Raw genomic sequence first — 18,679 nt, 5'->3', positions numbered from 1 at the left:
TCTCAACTAAGTCAGGACGGGATTTTCTTTTTTAATGATTAATGATCAGCGGGATTCGTTCCCGTATTTCCTGATCGCTGTTTATTTCTATGTAATAGACACCGTTCGAATAAGCATTCAGGTCAAATTCAATTGTGAAGATTCCCGGATATGCTTCGTTGTAAACCATTTTACCCTGTGCATCATAAATGATGATATGATCCATCGGAGTTCCGTTCGATACCACCTGGAATTGTCCATTGTTCGGGTTCGGGAAGAGGGAGAAGTAAGCTTGTTCTTTCTCATCGATTCCCAAACAGTTGTTAACGGTAATGGTTGTTTGTGCAGAAGCCGAACAATCGTTGGCATCCGTATACGTATAAGTTACGATGGACGATCCTTCACCCGCAGCTGCAGGGTAGAAGATGTTCGTTGTAATTCCCTGGCCGGTGTAAATTCCTCCCGAAGGTAATCCGTTCGACATCGTGAACGGAGCAGTGAACGTACATACATCCGCAAACGGATTGATCGAAACCGCAGGATTTGTATTTATAACTACCGGAACTACTGTTGATGAAGAGGTACAACCGTAAGCATTCTGAACAGATACCCAGTAATTTCCGGAAGCTGTTACCTGCAATACTTGTCCCACATATCCCGTTGACCATGTATTCGTTCCGGTTCCGGAAGTGAATAAGAACAATTCTTCTCCTTCACAAATGGTCGTAGATCCGCTTGGAGTAATGACCGGTGCCGCAGGAGCCGGGTTCACAGTTACAACAACCGGAGCTGAAGGCTGGGACGGGCAACCGGTCTGGTTTCCTACCACCGAATAAGAACCGGAAGTGGTTACTACAATGGCTTGTGTCGTAGCTCCTGTTGACCAGGTACTGTTCACATCGGAAGATGTAAGGGTAACACTTGAACCGTCACAGATCGTAGTGGATCCGGATGCGGAAATCGTCGGGATCGAAGATACTGGGATTACCGTAATGCTTGTAGGAGCACTGGTGCTCGAACATCCGTTCGCATTGGTATGAGTTACCGTGTAATTACCGCTCGTTGTTGCATTGATACTTTGCGTAGTTCCACCGGTTGACCACGTATTTCCGCTCGTATAAGAAGAAGTAAGCGTTACGAACGATCCCTGACAGATGGTTGTTGCTCCGCCTGCCGTAATGGAAGGAGTGGAAGGATTTGAGAACACGTTCACTACTACAGGAGCAGAAGAAGGTGATGCACATCCGTTTCCGTCGATATAGATAACGCTGTATACGCCGCTTGTTGTTACAGTGATGCTTGGTGTCAAAGCAGCTGTCGACCAGGAGTTACCTGTAGGCTGTGAAGAAGTCAGTGTCACTGATCCTCCTGAACAGAATGATGTTGGTCCGCTTGCAGTGATTACCGGAGCCGCAGGAATTGGATTCACAGTAACTGTTACCGGCGATGAAGCAGGTGAAACGCATCCGTTTCCGTCAGTATGAGTAACGGTGTAAGTTCCGCTGCTGCTTACTGTAATGGAGTTTGCTGTAGAACCGCTCGACCATAAATTACCTGAACCGTAAGACGATGTCAATGCAACAGATCCTCCGGAACAGAATGAAGTTGGTCCGCTGGTACTGATCACCGGAGCCGTCGGCAATGGATTCACCGTTACTACCGTTGAAGGTGATGCCGGAGAAGTACATCCGTTACCGTCCGTTACCGTTACATAATAAGAACCTGCAGTTGAAACAACGATGGATTGTGTTGTAGCTCCTGTTGACCATAAGTTTCCTCCTGTTGAAGAAGAGGTCAATGTTACGGAAGAACCTGAACAAATGGATTCGGTTGTTCCGGTAACGATGGTCGGTGCCGGAGGAAGTGAATTCACAGTGACTGTTTTCGGAGCGGATGTTCCTGAACTACATCCGTTGCTAATAACCTGAACCAGGAAGGTTCCGGATGAACTTACGGTAATGGATTGTGTCGTAGCTCCGTTCGACCAGAAGTTATTCGTTGCGGAAGAGGAGGTAAGTGTAACTGAACCGCCCGCACAGAACGTAGTAGGCCCACTGGCAGTAATTGTCGGAACTGCAGGAATTGTATTCACAATAACATTCACCGGAGCAGATGCCGCAGAAGTACATCCCAATACTGTCTGAGTCACGGTGTATGAACCGCTCGATGTTACTGTAATGGATGGTGTTGTTTCTGTTGTCGACCACGTGTTCCCGGAAGATGCAGAAGATGTTAGTACCACAGATCCACCTGTACAGAATGTAGTAGGTCCGCCCGCAGTTACTGTAGGTGCAGCCGGGATCGGATTGACTGTAATTATCTGAGTGGCATTCGGACTTGTACATCCCAATACTGTTTGGTTAACAGTGTAAGTGCCGCTCGCTGATACGGTGATTGATGGAGTCGTAGCTCCCGTAGACCACATATTTCCTGTCGAAGCAGAAGATGTCAATACGACGGATCCGCCGGCACAGAATGTGGTTGGTCCGCTTGCTGTAATGGTTGGAGCAGCCGGGATCGGATTCACGGTTACGTTAATCACGTTGGAAGCACTGGAAGAACAAGGCCCGTCGATAATTGTTACGGAGTAAGATCCGGAAGTTGTAACGGTGATGGATTGCGTTGTTTCACCGGTTGACCACAAGTAAGAAGTTCCCGGTGTAGATGTCAATACTACGGAACCACCCGCACAGAATGTTGTGGCACTGCCTGCCGTAATGGTTGCAGCTGCCGGAGTAGGGTTCACGAATACGTCCGTTGAAGCGGAAACCGGGGAGGTACATCCCAGTAATGTTTGAGTTACGGTGTAAGAACCTGCTGTTGCAACCGTAATGGATTGCGTTGTTTCTCCGGTCGACCACAGGTTTCCTGTTGAAGCGGAAGAAGTCAGTACAACAGATCCTCCCGAACAGAATGTGGTTGGTCCGCCTGCCGTAATCGTTGGAGCAGTTGGAATCGGATTCACTGTTACGTTAATCACGTTGGAGGCACTGGAAGAACACGGCCCGTCAATGATTGTTACGGAATAAGATCCGGAAGTTGTAACGGTGATGGATTGCGTGGTTTCTCCTGTCGACCACAAGTAGGAAGTTCCCGCTGTTGATGTCAGGACAACCGAATCTCCCGTACAGAACGTCGTTGCTCCGCCTGCTGTAATTGTTGGAGTAGCAGGTGTTGGATTCACCAATACGTCTGTTGAAGCAGAAGATCCTGAGGAACATCCTGACAAGATTTGTTCTACGGTATACGAACCTGTTGTTGCAACCGTAATGGATTGCGTTGTTTCTCCGGTTGACCACAAGTTTCCTGTTGAAGCCGAAGAAGTCAGTACCACTGAACCACCTGCCGAACAGAATGTGGTTGGTCCGCCTGCTGTGATCGTAGGTACGGCAGGAATTGGATTCACGGTTACGTTGATCACATTGGAAGCGCTTGAAGCACAAGGTCCGTCGATGATTGTTACGGAGTAAGATCCGGAAGTTGTAACCGTAATGGATTGGGTGGTTTCACCAGTCGACCACAAGTAGGAAGTTCCTGCTGTTGATGTTAACACCACACTGTCACCCGTACAGAAAGTTGTTGTACTTCCTGCTGTGATGGTTGGAGTAGCCGGTGTTGGATTTACCAATACGTCCGTTGAAGCAGAAGATCCTGAAGAACATCCTGCAAGGATTTGTTCTACGGTATATGAACCTGTTGTTGTAACAGTAATGGATTGCGTTGTTTCTCCCGTCGACCACAAGTTTCCTGTTGAAGCCGAAGAAGTCAGTACCACTGAACCACCTGCCGAACAGAATGTGGTTGGTCCGCCTGCTGTGATCGTTGGTACGGCAGGAATCGGATTCACTGTCACATTCGTTGCAGAAGCTGATGCAGTAGAACAACCGAATCCGTTGGATACTTCCAGGGAGTAATTTCCCGAAGCTGTAACAGTAATGGATTGCGTTGTTTCTCCTGTCGACCACAAGTTTCCGGTGGTAGAAGATGAAGTCAGAATAACTGAATCACCGTCACAGAATGTGGTTGGCCCACCAGCTGTAATGGTTGGAACCGCCGGATTTGGATTCACGATCACGTCTGTTGAAGCAGAAGCACCTGAGGAGCAACCTGATTGGATTTGCTCAACAGTGTAGGATCCTGTTGTTGTCACCGTAATGGATGGTGTTGTTTCTCCTGTTGACCATAAGTTTCCTGTTGAAGCCGAAGAAGTTAGCGTTACTGAGCCTCCGTCGCAGAAAGTTAGCGGACCGCCGGCAGTAATTGTCGGTACAGCAGGAATCGGATTTACTGTTACACTGGTTGCCGCTGCTGCTGCTGTAGAGCAACCGAATCCGTTGGATACTTCCAGGGAGTAAGTTCCCGAAGCTGTAACAGTAATGGATTGCGTGGTTTCTCCGGTCGACCAAAGGTTTCCGGTCGTAGAAGATGAGGTTAAGATCACAGAATCACCATCACAGAATGTAGTTGGTCCGCCGGCTGTAATGGTTGGAACTGCCGGATTTGGATTTACAGTGACATTTGTTGGTGTAGCAGCAGAAGTGGAACATCCGAATCCGTTTGTAACCGCTACAGAGTAAGAACCTGTAGTTGTAACAATGATGGATTGCGTGGTTTCTCCTGTCGACCATAAATAAGAAGTTGCGGTACTTGAAGTCAATGTTACGGAACCTCCGTCACAGAATGTAGTTGGTCCGCTCGCAGTAATTGTTGGTGCGGTTGGATTTGGATGTACGGTAACAGCTGTTGCTGTACTGAAAGGACTTTGACATCCGTTAGCATCCGTTATTTGTACGGTGTATGAACCGGATGTTGTTACGTTAATAGAAGCGGTTGTAGCTCCTGTAGACCATAAGTAAGCTGCTCCCGGGCCGGAAGTTAAAGTAACCGATCCGCCTGCGCAGAATGTTGTTGCTCCACTCGCTGTAATGGATGGCGCAGCAGGCGTTGGATTAACGGTAACAGTTACCGGGCTGCTTGGAAGACTTTGACAGCCGGTAAGGATATTTGTGCGTACTACTGTAAATGTACCGGAAGTATCTACATCAATAGACTGTGTTGTTTCACCATTTGACCACAGGAAGTAATATAACCCGAAGCCGGTTGACAGTGTCACCGAACCACCTTCACAGAAAGTAGTTGGTCCGCTCGCAGTGATCGAAGGAGTTGATACGGTTACATTTACCGTAACATTCTTCGGAGCACTTGGATCACTTAGACAACCGAATGAGTTAGCAACTTGTACGGTATAAGATCCGGATGCTCCCACCACGATGGATTGAGTAGTTTCTCCCGTTGACCACAAGTACGAATTTCCCGTGCTTGAAGTCAGGGTTACCGTTTGTCCCAGGCAGAAAGTGGTTGAACCACTCGCTGTAATAGTCGGAGTAGCTGGTTTTGGATTTACTGTGATAACAGTTGCAGCACTCGCAGGGCTTTGACAGCCGTTTGCGTCTGAAACCTGTACCGTATAAGAGCCGGATGTAGTTACGTTAATAGAAGCGGTTGTAGCTCCTGTCGACCATAAATAAGCATTTCCGGTACTTGAAGTCAATGTCACTGATCCGCCTGCACAGAAAGTTGTTGGCCCTCCGGCCGTGATAGTTGGAGCAGCAGGTAAAGCATTTACCGTAACAACCGTTGCAGCGCTTGAAGCACTTTGACAACCAGCTGTGTTAATTACCTGAACGGAATAAGTTCCGGAAGTTGTTACGTTGATGGAAGCCGTTGTAGCACCTGTCGACCATAAATAAGCATTTCCTGCACTGGAAGTTAATGTTACCGATCCACCCGCACAGAAAGTAGTAGAACTACTTGCCGTAATGGTTGGTGTTGCAGGAAGTGGGTTAACAGTTACCGTTGTAGCTGCACTGGCAAGGCTCTGGCATCCTGCTCCGTTGCTTACCTGAACGGTATAAGAGCCGGAAGCAGTAACGTTAATCGATTGCGTTGTTTCTCCTGTCGACCATAAGTAGGAAGTTCCGGTGCTTGAAGTCAATGTAACCGATCCGCCTGCACAGAAAGTAGTGGAACCACTTGCTGTAATAGTTGGTGCGGTAGGCAGTGAGTTAACGGTTACAGTTGTAGCTGCACTTGAAGCGCTTTGACATCCTGCTGCGTTTGTAACCTGAACGGAATAAGTTCCGGAAGTCGTTACGTTGATAGACGCGGTTGTAGCACCTGTCGACCATAAGTAGGAAGTTCCTGCGCTCGCTGTTAAAGTAACAGAACCACCCGCACAGAAAGTAGTAGAACCACTTGCTGTAATAGTTGGTGTAGCTGGTAAAGGGTTAACAGTTACGGTCGTAGCTGCACTGGCAGCACTTTGGCATCCCGCTCCGTTTGTTACCTGTACGGTATAGTTTCCGGAAGTGGTTACGTTGATAGAAGCGGTTGTCGCTCCCGTCGACCATAAATAAGCACTTCCTGAACTGGAAGTCAATGTAACTGATCCGCCTGAACAGAAAGTCGTCGGTCCACCTGCTGTAATAGTCGGAGTGGCAGGTAAAGCGTTTACAGTAACAGTTGTTGCTGAACTAGCCGGACTTTGACATCCTGCCGCGTTTGTTACCTGAACCGTATAGGAACCTGCGGTTGTTACGTTGATAGAAGCCGTTGTAGCTCCTGTCGACCACAAGTAAGAAGTCCCCGCACTGGAAGTCAGTGTTACCGAATTACCGGCACAAATAGAAGTAGAGCCACTTGCAGTAATGGTTGGAGCTGAAGGCGAAGCGTTCACGGTAACCGTTGTTGCTGCACTGGAAGTACTTTGACATCCCGCAGTGTTCATTACCTGGACAGTATATGAACCTGCAGTTGTTACGGTAATGGAAGGTGTTGTAGCACCTGTTGACCACAAATAGGAATTTCCTGCACTGGATGTCAGAGTAACAGATCCGCCCGAACAGAAAGTGGTTGGTCCGCCCGCAGTGATGGTTGGAGCAGCAGGAGCGGAGTTAACGGTTACAGTTGTTGCCGAACTTGCCGGACTTTGACATCCCGCTGCATTCGTCACCTGAACGGTATAAGAACCTGCGGTTGTTACGTTAATGGAAGATGTGGTGGCACCTGTTGACCACAAATAAGAAGTTCCTGCACTGGAAGTAAGAGTAACAGATCCACCTGCACAGAATGTAGTTGGCCCGCCTGCAGAAATGGTTGGAGCAGCCGGTAAAGCATTTACAGTTACAACGGTTGCAGTACTTGCCGCACTCAAACATCCCGCAGCGTTTGTTACCTGAACAGAATAGGAACCGGCAGTCGTTACGGTAATAGATTGCGTTGTAGCACCTGTTGACCACAAGTAAGAAGTTCCTGCACTGGAAGTCAATGTCACGGATCCGCCGGCACAGAATGTTGTTGATCCGCCTGCTGTAACTGTCGGAGTGGCAGGCGCAGGGTTAACCGTTACAACCGTTGCGGCACTTGCAGTACTTTGACACCCGGAAGCATTAGTAATTTGAACGGTATATGAACCGGAAGTTGTTACGTTAATAGAAGGAGTGGTAGCACCTGTTGACCACAAATAGGAAGTTCCTGCACTGGAAGTCAATGTTACTGATCCGCCGGCACAGAAAGTAGTTGCACTTCCGGCAGTAATGGTCGGAGCAGTTGGTCCAGGGCTTACTGTAACCGTAGTTGCAGCGCTCGCCGGACTTTGGCATCCTGCAGCATTTGTCACCTGTACAGTGTAGTTTCCGGAAGTTGTTACGTTAATAGAAGCAGTTGTAGCTCCTGTCGACCACAAATAGGAATTTCCAGCACTGGAAGTCAGGGTAACGGAGTTTCCGTTACAGAATGTCGTTGGTCCGCCCGCTGTAATGGTTGGAGCAGCCGGTAAAGCATTTACAGTAACCGTTGTTGCTGCACTCGAAGCACTCTGACATCCCGATGAGTTTGTAACCTGCACGGTATAGGAACCTGCAGTTGTTACGTTGATGGAAGGAGTTGTTGCTCCTGTTGACCACAAATAAGAAGTTCCTGCACTGGAAGTCAATGTTACCGATCCGCCTGCACAGAAAGTTGTTGAACCACCTGCGGTAATGGTCGGAGCAGCAGGAGCAGCGTTCACAGTAACTACAGTTGCTGCGCTGGCTGTACTTTGACATCCTGCCGCGTTTGTTACCTGAACCGTATAAGAACCTGCAGTTGTTACGTTAATAGAAGCGGTTGTGGCACCTGTCGACCACAAATAGGAGTTCCCTGCGCTGGATGTCAGTGTTACCGATCCACCTGCACAGAAAGTCGTAGGACCACTGGCTGTAATGGTCGGAGCAGCAGGAGCAGCGTTCACAGTAACAACAGTTGCTGTACTGGAGCCACTCTGGCATCCCGACGAATTCGTTACCTGAACGGTATAAGAACCTGCGGTTGTAACGTTAATGGAAGCTGTTGTAGCACCTGTCGACCACAAATAGGAAGTTCCGGCGCTGGAAGTCAGTGTTACCGATCCGCCTGCACAGAAAGTTGTTGGGCCACTTGCTGTAATGGTTGGAGCAGCAGGAGCGGAGTTAACTGTTACAGTTGTAGCCGAACTTGCTGCACTTTGACAACCCGATGCGTTTGTTACCTGAACCGTATATGAACCTGCGGTTGTAACGTTAATGGAAGCAGTTGTAGCACCTGTCGACCACAAGTATGAAGTTCCTGCACTTGAAGTTAAAGTTACTGATCCGCCTGCACAGAAAGTGGTTGGCCCTCCGGCAGTGATTGCCGGAGTAGCAGGAGCAGTGTTCACAGTAACGACTGTTGCTACACTGGATGCACTTTGACATCCTGCTGAGTTTGTTACCTGTACGGTGTATGAACCGGAAGTAGTTACAGTAATCGACTGTGTGGTTGCACCATTCGACCACAAGTAAGAAGTTCCTGTGCTTGAAGTCAATGTTACCGATCCGCCTGTACAGAAAGTCGTTGGCCCTCCGGCAGTAATTGTAGGGGTAGCAGGAGCAGATCCGTTTGTTACCGTAACTGCCGTTGAATTGGCAGAAGTACAGGATCCGTTGTCCAGATGCACAAAATAAGATCCGGCTGTGTTAACCGTAATTGATTGGGTAGTTGCTCCGGTAGACCAAATGTTATTGGTTGCCGAAGAGGACGTTAAAGTCACTGATCCGCTTGGACACAATGTTACCGGTCCGGCAGGTGAAATAGTTGGTGTGCTTAGGGAAGCAGCAACTGTTACAGTAATGGTATTTGACGTGAGCGTAGGACATCCGCTTACAATATTTTGTACCGAATAATTTCCGGAAGTTGTTACCGTAATGGAAGGGGTAGTAGCTCCGTTCGACCATAAAATGTTGGAAGTAACATTCGAAGTCAGGACTACTGATCCGCCTGTACAGAAAGTGGTCGGTCCGCCGGCAGTAATTACCGGGGTTTGAGTTGCTGTTACACTAATTCCCGTTGATTGAGGAGATGTACATCCTCCGCTGGTATATGTAACGGTATATGTTCCTGCAGTTGTTGCAGTGTAATTTTGTGCAGTAGCTCCTGAAATCAGGACTCCATTTTTGTACCATTGGTTCCCGGTTGCCTGGGAAGAGGTCAATACCACGTTTCCGCCTGAACAGAAAGTCGTCGGTCCTCCGGCAGTAATGGTCGGTGCTGTTGGCCCAGGAGTTACCGTAACGGTAATAGTGTCTGATTTCGCCTGGCACCAGTCACTCCACGAAGAAGAAGTTACTACGTAATAAGGACCGGTTGCAGTTGCCGAAATGGATGGAGTGGTTTCATTGTTCGGATCCCAGTCATACCATTGTGAAGCTGTCGTTGAAGTAAGTGTTACACTGTTTCCGCTACAAAAAGTGGTTGGTCCGCCGGCAGTAATTACCGGTGTGGTATTTAGATGAAGGGTGAAGCTGTTTGATCCTTTGTTCGGAATAATCGCATCAACTCTTCCGTCGTTGTTGAAATCTGCAACAGCCATACCAGACGCATCCGTTTCCGAAGCGAATCCAACTGTCGGTGGATTTAATACATAGGCAGCGTTTGTACCGAAACCGGTAGCCACACTTGCTACTAATGACCCCGTAACGACACCGCCACCATTGTTATAAGTGGCCATGACGTCTAATTTCCCGTCGTTGTTAACATCAATGATCTTAATCCCCACAACAGAACCTGAACCGGGTGTGGTGTTGATGATGGTCGTTGTGTTCGTTGCGGCACTACCGGTTGTAACTGCCGGATTAAAGATCTTTCCGACGTCTCCGCTTCTTCCTACGATGATGTCTTTATCTCCGTCACCATCCAGGTCACCTGATTCCAATGACGTTGCCAACGGATAAGTTGCAGTCGTTGTTCCGATGTTCCCGTTTGCAGCAAGCGTTCCTGATCCGTCTCCTTTAAACTTTAAAAGCTGGGAACTGGCACTGGCATTGTGACCTACTACCACATCATTAAATCCGTCGTTATCGTAATCGGTAATAACAATCGGATATGGAGTTGGATTGGTTGCATAATTGACTGCCGAATTGAATGAAGAAGCTCCATTGGCAGTTAATACAGAGAAATTCGCGCTCCCGGAATTGGTTACCACGATATCTGTAAAAGCATCACCGTTCAGGTGTCCGATCTTGGCCTGAACAGGTGTTGTTCCGACCGAATAAGTTGATCCTGCTGAAAAAGTACCGCTTCCTGTACCGTAAAAGACGGTAATGTTACCACTTCCGTTATTCACCACAACAAGGTCCATGGAACCTGAATTATCCAAATCTGCTCCGGTAATATAGAACGGAGTAGTACCGGTTGTTAATATTGCTCCGGCTGTAAAACCTCCCGCACCGTTACCCAAATAGATTTGGGCATTGTTTGCCCCGGCTTGTGTGATAGCGACATCTTGGTTTCCATCTCCGTTAAAGTCAGCTGCAAAAGCAGAACTCGGAGAAGCACCGATGTCGAACAAATTCGTCTGGAGGTAATTGTTTGTGGCATTTCCCACAAAAGAGTTGAAGTAAGCTCCGGAAGTTTGTGCCGAAACAATGTCCGGATAAGTATCTGAAGTGAAGTGGCCTACAACCACCGCTTTCGGGCTTCCAGGTGCCTGGATCGTCTGGTACAAACTCAATACTCCGCCACTTCCTCCGAAGAAAATGGAGATGGTGGACGAACTTACATTGGCAACGACAATATCCTTAAAACCATCCTGGTTGATATCAAAATTGTCAATGCCGTCCGGTGCCAGTTCTGTGGCATAAGTAGCATGTAAATTCAAAGTTCCCGTACCGTTGTTTTTCAATACGGAAATGTTATTACTCGATTTGTTGGTGGTAACTACGTCTTTATCTCCGTCATTGTCGATATCACAAATGGTTAGATCTGTTTGACCGCTACCGCTTGTAGAAACATTGGTACCTGTGAAGAAATTACCAAGGCTTCCGTTGTTATTTTTGGATACATAAACACCATTTGCCGTATAGGAAACAACATCCAGGTGGTTATCGCCATCCATATCAGCAACTTCCATGTTTTGGATGCTGCCTGTAATAGTAAATACCGTAGAAGAGAATAGGGTAGGATTACCCAGTGTACCTGCAAATAATGTGAACTGGTTGGTAGCAGAAGTTCCCACAATATCCACAGCGCCGTCTTCGTTGAAGTCTCCCACAGCCATGTACTTTCCGTTTGTGAGAGTAAGAGTGGTGATACTATCAAAAAGCCCGTTTCCCTGGCCGTGAAAAATATAAATACCCGTTAAGTTGATGTAAGCCACATCCAGCTTTCCGTCGTTATTGAAGTCAGCACTTCGGATATCCTGCGTTTGGAGCCCTGCATTCCCGTATCCGACCGAGGAACCGAATTTTCCATTGCCTAACCCTTTTTGAAAGGAAAATCGTTTGACCGTTGAAGCAGAAGCAACATAATTCGAACTGACAATGTCGAGCACTCCGTCACTGTCAAAATCACCTTTTACCATTCCGCGACTCTGAGAGAAAGTCTTTCGGATGGAAATATCGTTTCTCGAACTGAAGCAGGCGTTGGAGACCTGGGACCAATTCGCAAGAGCTATCATGGAGAATGATAGGAAAATAAGTAGTTTTTTCATATACGTTTAGTCAAGGTAACGGGAAGTGTATTAGTTTCTATCAGCCGAAGATAGTTCTTTTTTTAACAAATCCGCCACGCTCGTTTGCGAATAAACAGGTGTGCTAAATCGAATTACCTTCGAAGCATTAGTTTTCAGTGTAATTTTAACGAAAAAAAAATCAAAAGGTTGTATTTTTGTTAAAAATGACACAAAATTAATTGATAATTCAATTAAAACAAACTATTCGCTAATTTCGCTTTCATGCAAGACAAGATTACCTTTCAATTCGTCAGTGAACCTACGGATGTGAATTTTGGAGGAAAAGTGCACGGAGGTGCCGTAATGAAATGGATTGACCAGGCAGCTTACGCCTGTGCCTCTACGTGGTCGGAAGGTTACTGTGTAACAGTCTACGTGGGTGGTATCCGCTTTTTTAAGCCCATTCATATCGGTAGCCTGGTGAAGATTCAGGCGCGGGTCATTTTTACCGGAAAATCAAGTATTCACATTGCGGTGGATGTTTTCTCGCGCAAGATGAGTGAAACCAAATTTGAAAAGACAACTCATTGTGTAATTGTCTTTGTTTCGGTGGATGAACAGGGAAATCCCAAACCGACCAATCAATGGATCCCGAATACCGAACGTGAAATGCAATTACAGCAATATGCCAAACGTTTAATGGAATTGCGCAAAGATATCGAGGTCGAAATGGGCCCGCATTTGAAAGATTTATTTTAAATACTATCAGGGGCGCGATTAAGCGCCCCTGACGATTTATGACTGTTGTAAAAAAGTCTTGTATTTCTTCCCGGTCCAGTAAATAACCAAACTGTTGGTATCTGTTCTGATCAGCTGGATAGCCGGAAGTTTCAGGGAAATCTTCTTCTTGTTCCCGTCATTCATGATGTATTTGTTCCGGTAGATGAACCAGCGTTTGGTCCAGGAAAGGGAAGTTCCCATATCAGTAGCCGTTCCACAGCCAATGACGTAAACCAGATTCTTCACATTGTTGATGATCATGACTCCTTTTGTTTTGTCGATTTTGTTCTCCACAAAGAAGGCAATGTCAACCTGGCCGTCTCCGGTAAAGTCTGCTTCGAAATAAAAGGGATTGAAATCCGTAAGGATCTGATGTTTTTGAGCCATTTCCGATTTCTCCAAAACAGGTTTTACCCACGCCGGGATATTGTTTTGGATCAAAAGTGAATCTGTTTCACCGAAAGAAATGGAAGCGAGCAAAAGTGCCCAAAGCATTAAGCCGAAAGGTATAACCGTTTTCATAAACTGAGATTAGAGTTAAACCGAATCTAAGTCTTTTGAAAACCGGATTTTCTGTAAAAATCTGAACGGTCGTACCTGTTTACTCAACTGATCCCATTCCCGATTAATTGTTCCGGGGAATATTTAATTGGTAAGGAAATTCGTTGCTGCTTAAAGTTTGCTGAATGACCATGAGTGAAAGCTCCATCAGTTCATTATTCTTAAAGATGATCCCGTCAGCTCCTGCATCAAGGCAGGAGCGCAGGATAAATGAATTGTTCTCATCGGTGACAATGTAGACTTTCGCTAAAGAAGTTTTCTTTTTGATCTTGTCCATGATGTCAAGGCCGGTGAGATTTGCTCCCAGGTTGTAGTCCAGGAATATGATGGAATGGATACCCGGAAGATCTGATAGAAAAGCCTTGGAATCCGTATATGTACTAATTTTAAAATGATTCTGATGCATGGCATAAGCCGTGAGCAATTCGCGTTCGAGCTGTAGTTTGTAAAGAGTCGTGTAGAATGGATTGTCGTCCAGTACCTGAATACGTAATCCGAAGAATGGTTGCTTTTCCATGACGATTGTTTTTTGTTTGAAAATTGGTGTTGTTGCCGTTCATCTGTTTTTCCGCGCTGAGTGATCTATAGTAAATATGATTTCCTCACGGTTGAATGTTTTAGCAGTTCAACATCCGGGCTATTCCGAAATTCGTACCGTAATGCGTAAACAAATGTTAAAGCCTTTGCAGATACTGAATTTTAGAGCAGGTGAGAGCGTGCCACAAAAACGGAATGTTTTTCAAAATGAAAAAGTGGATTTTCATTTTGAAAATGAGAAGATTTCTTTGAAGAATTGACCGATATAGAACTTTGAACACAGATTACTTCATTTTCACTCTCTGCTTCCTTAATGGGTGCTCCGGTGTTTTTATCATCTGAAGGTTATGTGGGGCACCAACAAAGTGGCGTGAAGAATCCATTTCTACGGTTCTTTCAAGAGTAGCATTCACCTGTCATGCAAACGGTTAAAAAAAACTGGTGACCCAATGTAGCGAAAGAAATGGGGCACCAAAAGGGGCACCATTATTCTTGAACTTGTTTGAATTGGAAATTTGCAGAAATCTGCTTTCTCGATGGGGGTAAACGAAAAAAGCGCCCAATTTGGAAGCTTTTCAGTGATTTTAGATCTCGTTTGAAATCTTTTTGTGAACCTACCGCAACCAGAGTCGAACACTTTGAAAAAAGTAGATCAATTACTGAAGCTTATTAATTTTTCTACGTCATTTTTTTGAAGTGATCCATAAATGAATTTATCTCCATTCAATATAAACTGATCTGGATTTATCTCATGAATCTCATTCCAAAACTTGCTAGTCAAATTTTCAAACAAGGAATCTTGGATATTTTCTGATAGTAATGAAAATCCACTATAGTTCACATATGAATCCATTTTGTTTATTCGAATATTACTAGTCGTGACCAACCATTGATCATAAACATCAAATATTGCCTCATTTAATTCTTCTATGTTTATATTATCAAAATAAGCCATTTCATTTTCAAATACCCATCCTCTGGATAATTCTTCATTGGTAGGGACAAAAGAACCTCCATCAAATGAAACGATGATGAGATTTTTATTAAGTAATAACTCTGGAGCCTTTTGAACGATCGTTCCAATATTACATGTTTCAGAATCCAATTCTATCCAATAATATTCCTGTGTCTTTTTAACATCCATTCTTCTAACTTATTTTTTCAATTATAGATATAATCACAACGATAAAAAAAATTGCCTGAAGCCCAAATTGGATTCGAACCACTTTGAATGTTCAGAAAACACAATAAAATCAATGGTTTACTAAATATTGGAGCTTATCATCTGAAAGAATCGGATTGAAACTTCGAACAAGGATTCACTCTTCATTCTCACTCTCCGCTCTCGCTCTGAAAGAAAAAAGCATCTGGAGAAAATTTGGTCAGAATGAGAAACAGAATGAAAATGAGGTAAAAGAAAAAAGCATCACTATTGCGATGCTTTTTTCTTTTGTGATCCCGCTGGGATTCGAACCCAGGACCCATACATTAAAAGTGTATTGCTCTACCAGCTGAGCTACGGAATCTTATTTTTTATTCGCCTCACTCATTCGTGATTGCGGGTGCAAAGATAGATATCTTTTGTGTTTGTGCAAGGGTTTTGAGCAAAAAAAACGAAAAAAAATGAGTCATATTTTCTAACGTCCTGAATTTAAGGGGGAAGTTGGATGAAATTTTCAGGGTTTAAATCGTGTTTTTAAACGTTGTCACTTTTATTTGCATATTCATCCGATCGGTTTCCTTTATAAATTCTCACACAGAGGTAATGTGAAATCTGAAACTCTTTAAATTTGAAACCGCTAAAAACAGGAAATATGTCACATTTCAATAAAAAAGAGCATTGGGAAAATGTATACGCCACCAAGGAGTTGCACGAAGTAAGCTGGTATCAACCAAAACCGGAAACATCCCTGCAGTTTATTGAAAAAGCGAACTTGTCAGAAGATGCGAAAATCATAGATGTGGGCGGAGGTGATAGTTTTTTGCTAGATCATTTACTGGAACTGGGCTATACGAACATTACCGTTGTTGATATTTCCGGAAAAGCATTGGAACGTGCCCGTAAAAGATTGGGCGAAAAGGCAGATTCCGTGAAATGGATCGAGGCCGATGTGTTGGATATGGAACTCGAAGATACCTACGACCTTTGGCACGATAGGGCGGTATTTCATTTTGTAACGGATCAGAAAGACATCCAAAAGTATATTTCGCAACTGGAACGCTATATCCGGAAAGAGGGAACCCTGGTTTTGGGGACGTTCTCAGAAAACGGCCCGTTAAAATGCAGCGGAATAGAAATCAGGCAATACTCGGAGACTTCTTTGGATCTGGTGACAGGAAATTCCTTTGAGAAAACCGGTTGCCTCACTGTAGATCATCAAACTCCTTTCGATACCCGGCAGAATTTTATATTCTGTAGTTTCAGAAAGCGCTAATTTTAAGCTCGTGAAATTCTACGTCCGCAATATGGTATGCAGCCGCTGTAAAATGGTGGTAAACGATTTATTCCTTAAAGCCGGGTTGATACCCGTTTCAGTAGAATTGGGAGAAGTGGAACTTTTGGAAGAGCCTGGTAAAGCACAGCTGGAAATTGTGAAAAAAAGCCTGGAAGAAGTGGGCTTTGAAATCATTGACGATAAAAAGAGCAGGCTGATCGAACAAATCAAAAATGCCGTTGTAACACTCATTCATCACAGCGCCGATTTCCCGAAAACCAATTTTTCAGAGTTCATCGCACAAAAGGTAAATTACGACTATACCTACCTGAGCAACCTTTTTTCCGAAGTAGAAGGGACAACCATCGAAAAATACATCATTGCACAACGCATCGAAAAAGTAAAAGAACTGCTCATGTACGACGAACTTTCGTTGGCAGAGATCGCTGACCGGCTCGGGTACAGCAGTGCGGCCTATTTATCCAATCAATTCAAAAAAATAACCGGCCTTTCACCTTCCTTCTACAAGGCCCTGAAAGAAAATAAGCGCCGGAATATCGAAGAACTGTAAATCTTACAAGCCAATTCCAAAATTCTACAGTACGCTTTTTCGTTAGTGATCTACTTTTGTTTGATAGAAAACGGTTTAAAAGTTCTGCGCATTTGAACCATTTAAACGTTGATTTTTTTACTCTTTAATATCATTCAAATGACCCATACATATCACATAACAGGAATAACATGCTCCGGCTGCGTAGCAAAAGTCCAATCGGCCCTGGAAAAAGTCCCGGAAATCACAAACGTGGAAGTTTCCAAAGAAGCAGGAAGTGCCCGTATAACTATGAACAAACACGTTTCAACTGCTGATTTACAGGCAGCACTCGATCCGAGGTATTCCATTTCAATGGCACCGGTGACAGACGTGCAGGAAGCGGAAGAAACACGTTCCTGGCTGGAAACCTACAAACCCATCTTACTGATTTTCGCGTTCATTGGCTGTGTTACAGTCTTGATACAATTTCAAAATGACCGGTTCAACCCGATGGAATGGATGCGCCACTTCATGGCAGGCTTCTTCCTGGTCTTTTCCTTCTTTAAACTATTGAACCTGAAAGGATTTTCCGAGAGTTATGCCATGTATGATGTCATTGCAAAAAGAATCCCGTTTTGGGGCGTGGTTTATGCATTTATTGAATTGGGACTTGGAATTTCCTACCTGGTCAATTGGAACCCACAGCTTACGAACTGGATTACCCTGATCGTGATGAGCATCAGCATCATCGGAGTGCTGAAAACAGTGCTGAACAAAAAGAAAATCCGTTGTGCCTGCCTGGGAACTGTATTCAATCTGCCGATGAGCACCGTAACCATTATTGAAGATGCATTAATGATTGCTATGAGTGCAGCAATGCTGTTCCTTGCTTGAACTCTTTAAACCTTTAAACTTTTTTGAATGTTCTAAAATAGAAAAAGCCACCATCCGATGGGGGATCGTGGCTTTTTTCTCAACCGAGCAAGAGTTTGCTAAAATAAGTTGTAATCCAGAGGAAATTCCGCCGAAGCGTACGCTATAAGTTCCTTCTTGAGAGCAAAATTACATACCGTCCGGGGAGTTGTCATTAAAAAGGTGCCCAATCGAGCAGAAAATTGAGTGAATGGCCCCGATTTATCGGTCAATGATTTCAGGTACTATAATTTCAACCGTTTTGTTTAGTAAAATTTAGATGAATTGCTTTTCAATGCTTTTTTCAAACGAAAAAAACTGCTATTTTTAAAAACCAATAGATTAAACCTTTCATCGTGTACTGAAGAAAAATAACTGATTCCGGCTATTTACGAAAACAACTTTCTTCTTTGCTCAAAAAAAGGCATATTTGGAAAACAAACTTTTGTCTAACTAAAAAATGCGTTTTATGGACACAACCATCCAAACTTACACTGTTCAGCCTGTTGCGCTGCCTATTGTACCATGTGGTGCACCAAATCTACCTGAAACCGCTGGAGTTGATGCGGCTTTCAATGTAGCTTCAGGACAAATGAGCGTAACAATGACATTCATGCTCCCTGGAACCATCAATCCGAGCCAGGTGACGATCCAGCAATACTATCCTGCTGTTGCCGACCCAAGCAAATTGTATTTTTATGCAGTTTACAATTCGGATTCTACCGCTACAGCAAAACCGGTGAACTGCGCTTTCAAAGCCAGCCCGGTAGATTCATCCGGAGGGGCGATCTCGTTGGGAAGTGTTTTGACGATCAATACGATGCTGGTGAATCTTTATGGACCAAAGTCTTCAAGAGGGATGAATAGTGCTGTAAGAACAACAGAACAATAAAAATGTTCTCTTTAAATGAATTGAAATATCTACTGAAAGTGTCCCTA

The 18,679-nt window shown here is 44.8% G+C and carries 9 protein-coding genes and 1 tRNA gene; 5 read left to right on the top strand and 5 right to left on the bottom strand.

Annotated elements, in window-relative coordinates; all coding sequences use genetic code 11:
- Nucleotides 1-31: 31 nt before the first annotated feature.
- Nucleotides 32-12,022: an FG-GAP-like repeat-containing protein gene (locus tag ABDW02_RS08900; RefSeq protein WP_343634191.1), complete on the bottom strand. Its 11,991-nt coding sequence runs from the start codon at nucleotides 12,020-12,022 to the stop codon at nucleotides 32-34.
- 243 nt (nucleotides 12,023-12,265) lie between these two features.
- Between ABDW02_RS08900 and ABDW02_RS08895 the strand changes: the two genes are divergently transcribed.
- Entirely contained in the window at nucleotides 12,266-12,742 is a 477-nt protein-coding gene (locus ABDW02_RS08895; protein WP_343634190.1) for an acyl-CoA thioesterase, read from the top strand.
- A 36-nt stretch (nucleotides 12,743-12,778) separates the two neighbouring features.
- Here the strand turns inward: ABDW02_RS08895 and ABDW02_RS08890 are convergent, their stop codons facing one another.
- The 4 genes from ABDW02_RS08890 to ABDW02_RS08875 form a co-directional block, all read right to left on the bottom strand.
- Nucleotides 12,779-13,285, bottom strand: coding sequence for a hypothetical protein (locus ABDW02_RS08890; RefSeq protein ID WP_343634189.1), 507 nt, complete (start codon nucleotides 13,283-13,285; stop codon nucleotides 12,779-12,781).
- Between the two features lie 103 nt (nucleotides 13,286-13,388).
- Nucleotides 13,389-13,841 (bottom strand): response regulator, encoded by a 453-nt coding sequence (locus ABDW02_RS08885; protein ID WP_343634188.1) that lies wholly within the window; start codon nucleotides 13,839-13,841, stop codon nucleotides 13,389-13,391.
- Between the two features lie 672 nt (nucleotides 13,842-14,513).
- A complete protein-coding gene (locus ABDW02_RS08880; RefSeq protein WP_343634187.1) occupies nucleotides 14,514-15,005 on the bottom strand; it encodes a hypothetical protein in 492 nt (163 codons plus the stop codon).
- Between the two features lie 309 nt (nucleotides 15,006-15,314).
- Nucleotides 15,315-15,387 (bottom strand) — tRNA-Lys (locus ABDW02_RS08875).
- A 288-nt stretch (nucleotides 15,388-15,675) separates the two neighbouring features.
- Here ABDW02_RS08875 and ABDW02_RS08870 point away from each other — a divergent pair.
- The 4 genes from ABDW02_RS08870 to ABDW02_RS08855 all read left to right on the top strand — a co-directional run bounded on the left by ABDW02_RS08870 (nucleotide 15,676) and on the right by ABDW02_RS08855 (nucleotide 18,632).
- Nucleotides 15,676-16,296 carry a class I SAM-dependent methyltransferase gene (locus ABDW02_RS08870; protein ID WP_343634186.1) on the top strand — a complete coding sequence of 207 codons (621 nt, stop codon included), beginning with the start codon at nucleotides 15,676-15,678 and terminating at the stop codon, nucleotides 16,294-16,296.
- A 10-nt stretch (nucleotides 16,297-16,306) separates the two neighbouring features.
- Nucleotides 16,307-16,867 (top strand): AraC family transcriptional regulator, encoded by a 561-nt coding sequence (locus tag ABDW02_RS08865; protein ID WP_343634185.1) that lies wholly within the window; start codon nucleotides 16,307-16,309, stop codon nucleotides 16,865-16,867.
- A gap of 138 nt (nucleotides 16,868-17,005) precedes the next feature.
- Nucleotides 17,006-17,722, top strand: coding sequence for a MauE/DoxX family redox-associated membrane protein (locus tag ABDW02_RS08860; RefSeq protein ID WP_343634184.1), 717 nt, complete (start codon nucleotides 17,006-17,008; stop codon nucleotides 17,720-17,722).
- Nucleotides 17,723-18,209: 487 nt separating this feature from the next.
- Nucleotides 18,210-18,632, top strand: a complete 423-nt coding sequence (locus ABDW02_RS08855; RefSeq protein WP_343634183.1) for a hypothetical protein — start codon at nucleotides 18,210-18,212, stop codon at nucleotides 18,630-18,632.
- Nucleotides 18,633-18,679 lie beyond the last annotated feature (47 nt).

It is taken from the genome of Fluviicola sp. (genome assembly GCF_039596395.1).
Lineage (GTDB): Bacteria > Bacteroidota > Bacteroidia > Flavobacteriales_D > Crocinitomicaceae > Fluviicola.
Note: the sequence above shows the minus strand (reverse complement) of the source record. Positions and strands in the feature narration are given on the sequence as shown.

Bases quoted from the DNA above. Each gene is read 5' to 3' on its own strand.
- ABDW02_RS08890 (WP_343634189.1), bottom strand. From the start codon at position 13,285: ATGAAAACGGTTATACCTTTCGGCTTAATGCTTTGGGCACTTTTGCTC.
- ABDW02_RS08860 (WP_343634184.1), top strand. From the start codon at position 17,006: ATGACCCATACATATCACATAACAGGAATAACATGCTCCGGCTGCGTA.
- ABDW02_RS08870 (WP_343634186.1), top strand. From the start codon at position 15,676: ATGTCACATTTCAATAAAAAAGAGCATTGGGAAAATGTATACGCCACC.
- ABDW02_RS08855 (WP_343634183.1), top strand. From the start codon at position 18,210: ATGGACACAACCATCCAAACTTACACTGTTCAGCCTGTTGCGCTGCCT.
- ABDW02_RS08885 (WP_343634188.1), bottom strand. From the start codon at position 13,841: ATGGAAAAGCAACCATTCTTCGGATTACGTATTCAGGTACTGGACGAC.
- ABDW02_RS08880 (WP_343634187.1), bottom strand. From the start codon at position 15,005: ATGGATGTTAAAAAGACACAGGAATATTATTGGATAGAATTGGATTCT.
- ABDW02_RS08895 (WP_343634190.1), top strand. From the start codon at position 12,266: ATGCAAGACAAGATTACCTTTCAATTCGTCAGTGAACCTACGGATGTG.
- ABDW02_RS08900 (WP_343634191.1), bottom strand. From the start codon at position 12,022: ATGAAAAAACTACTTATTTTCCTATCATTCTCCATGATAGCTCTTGCG.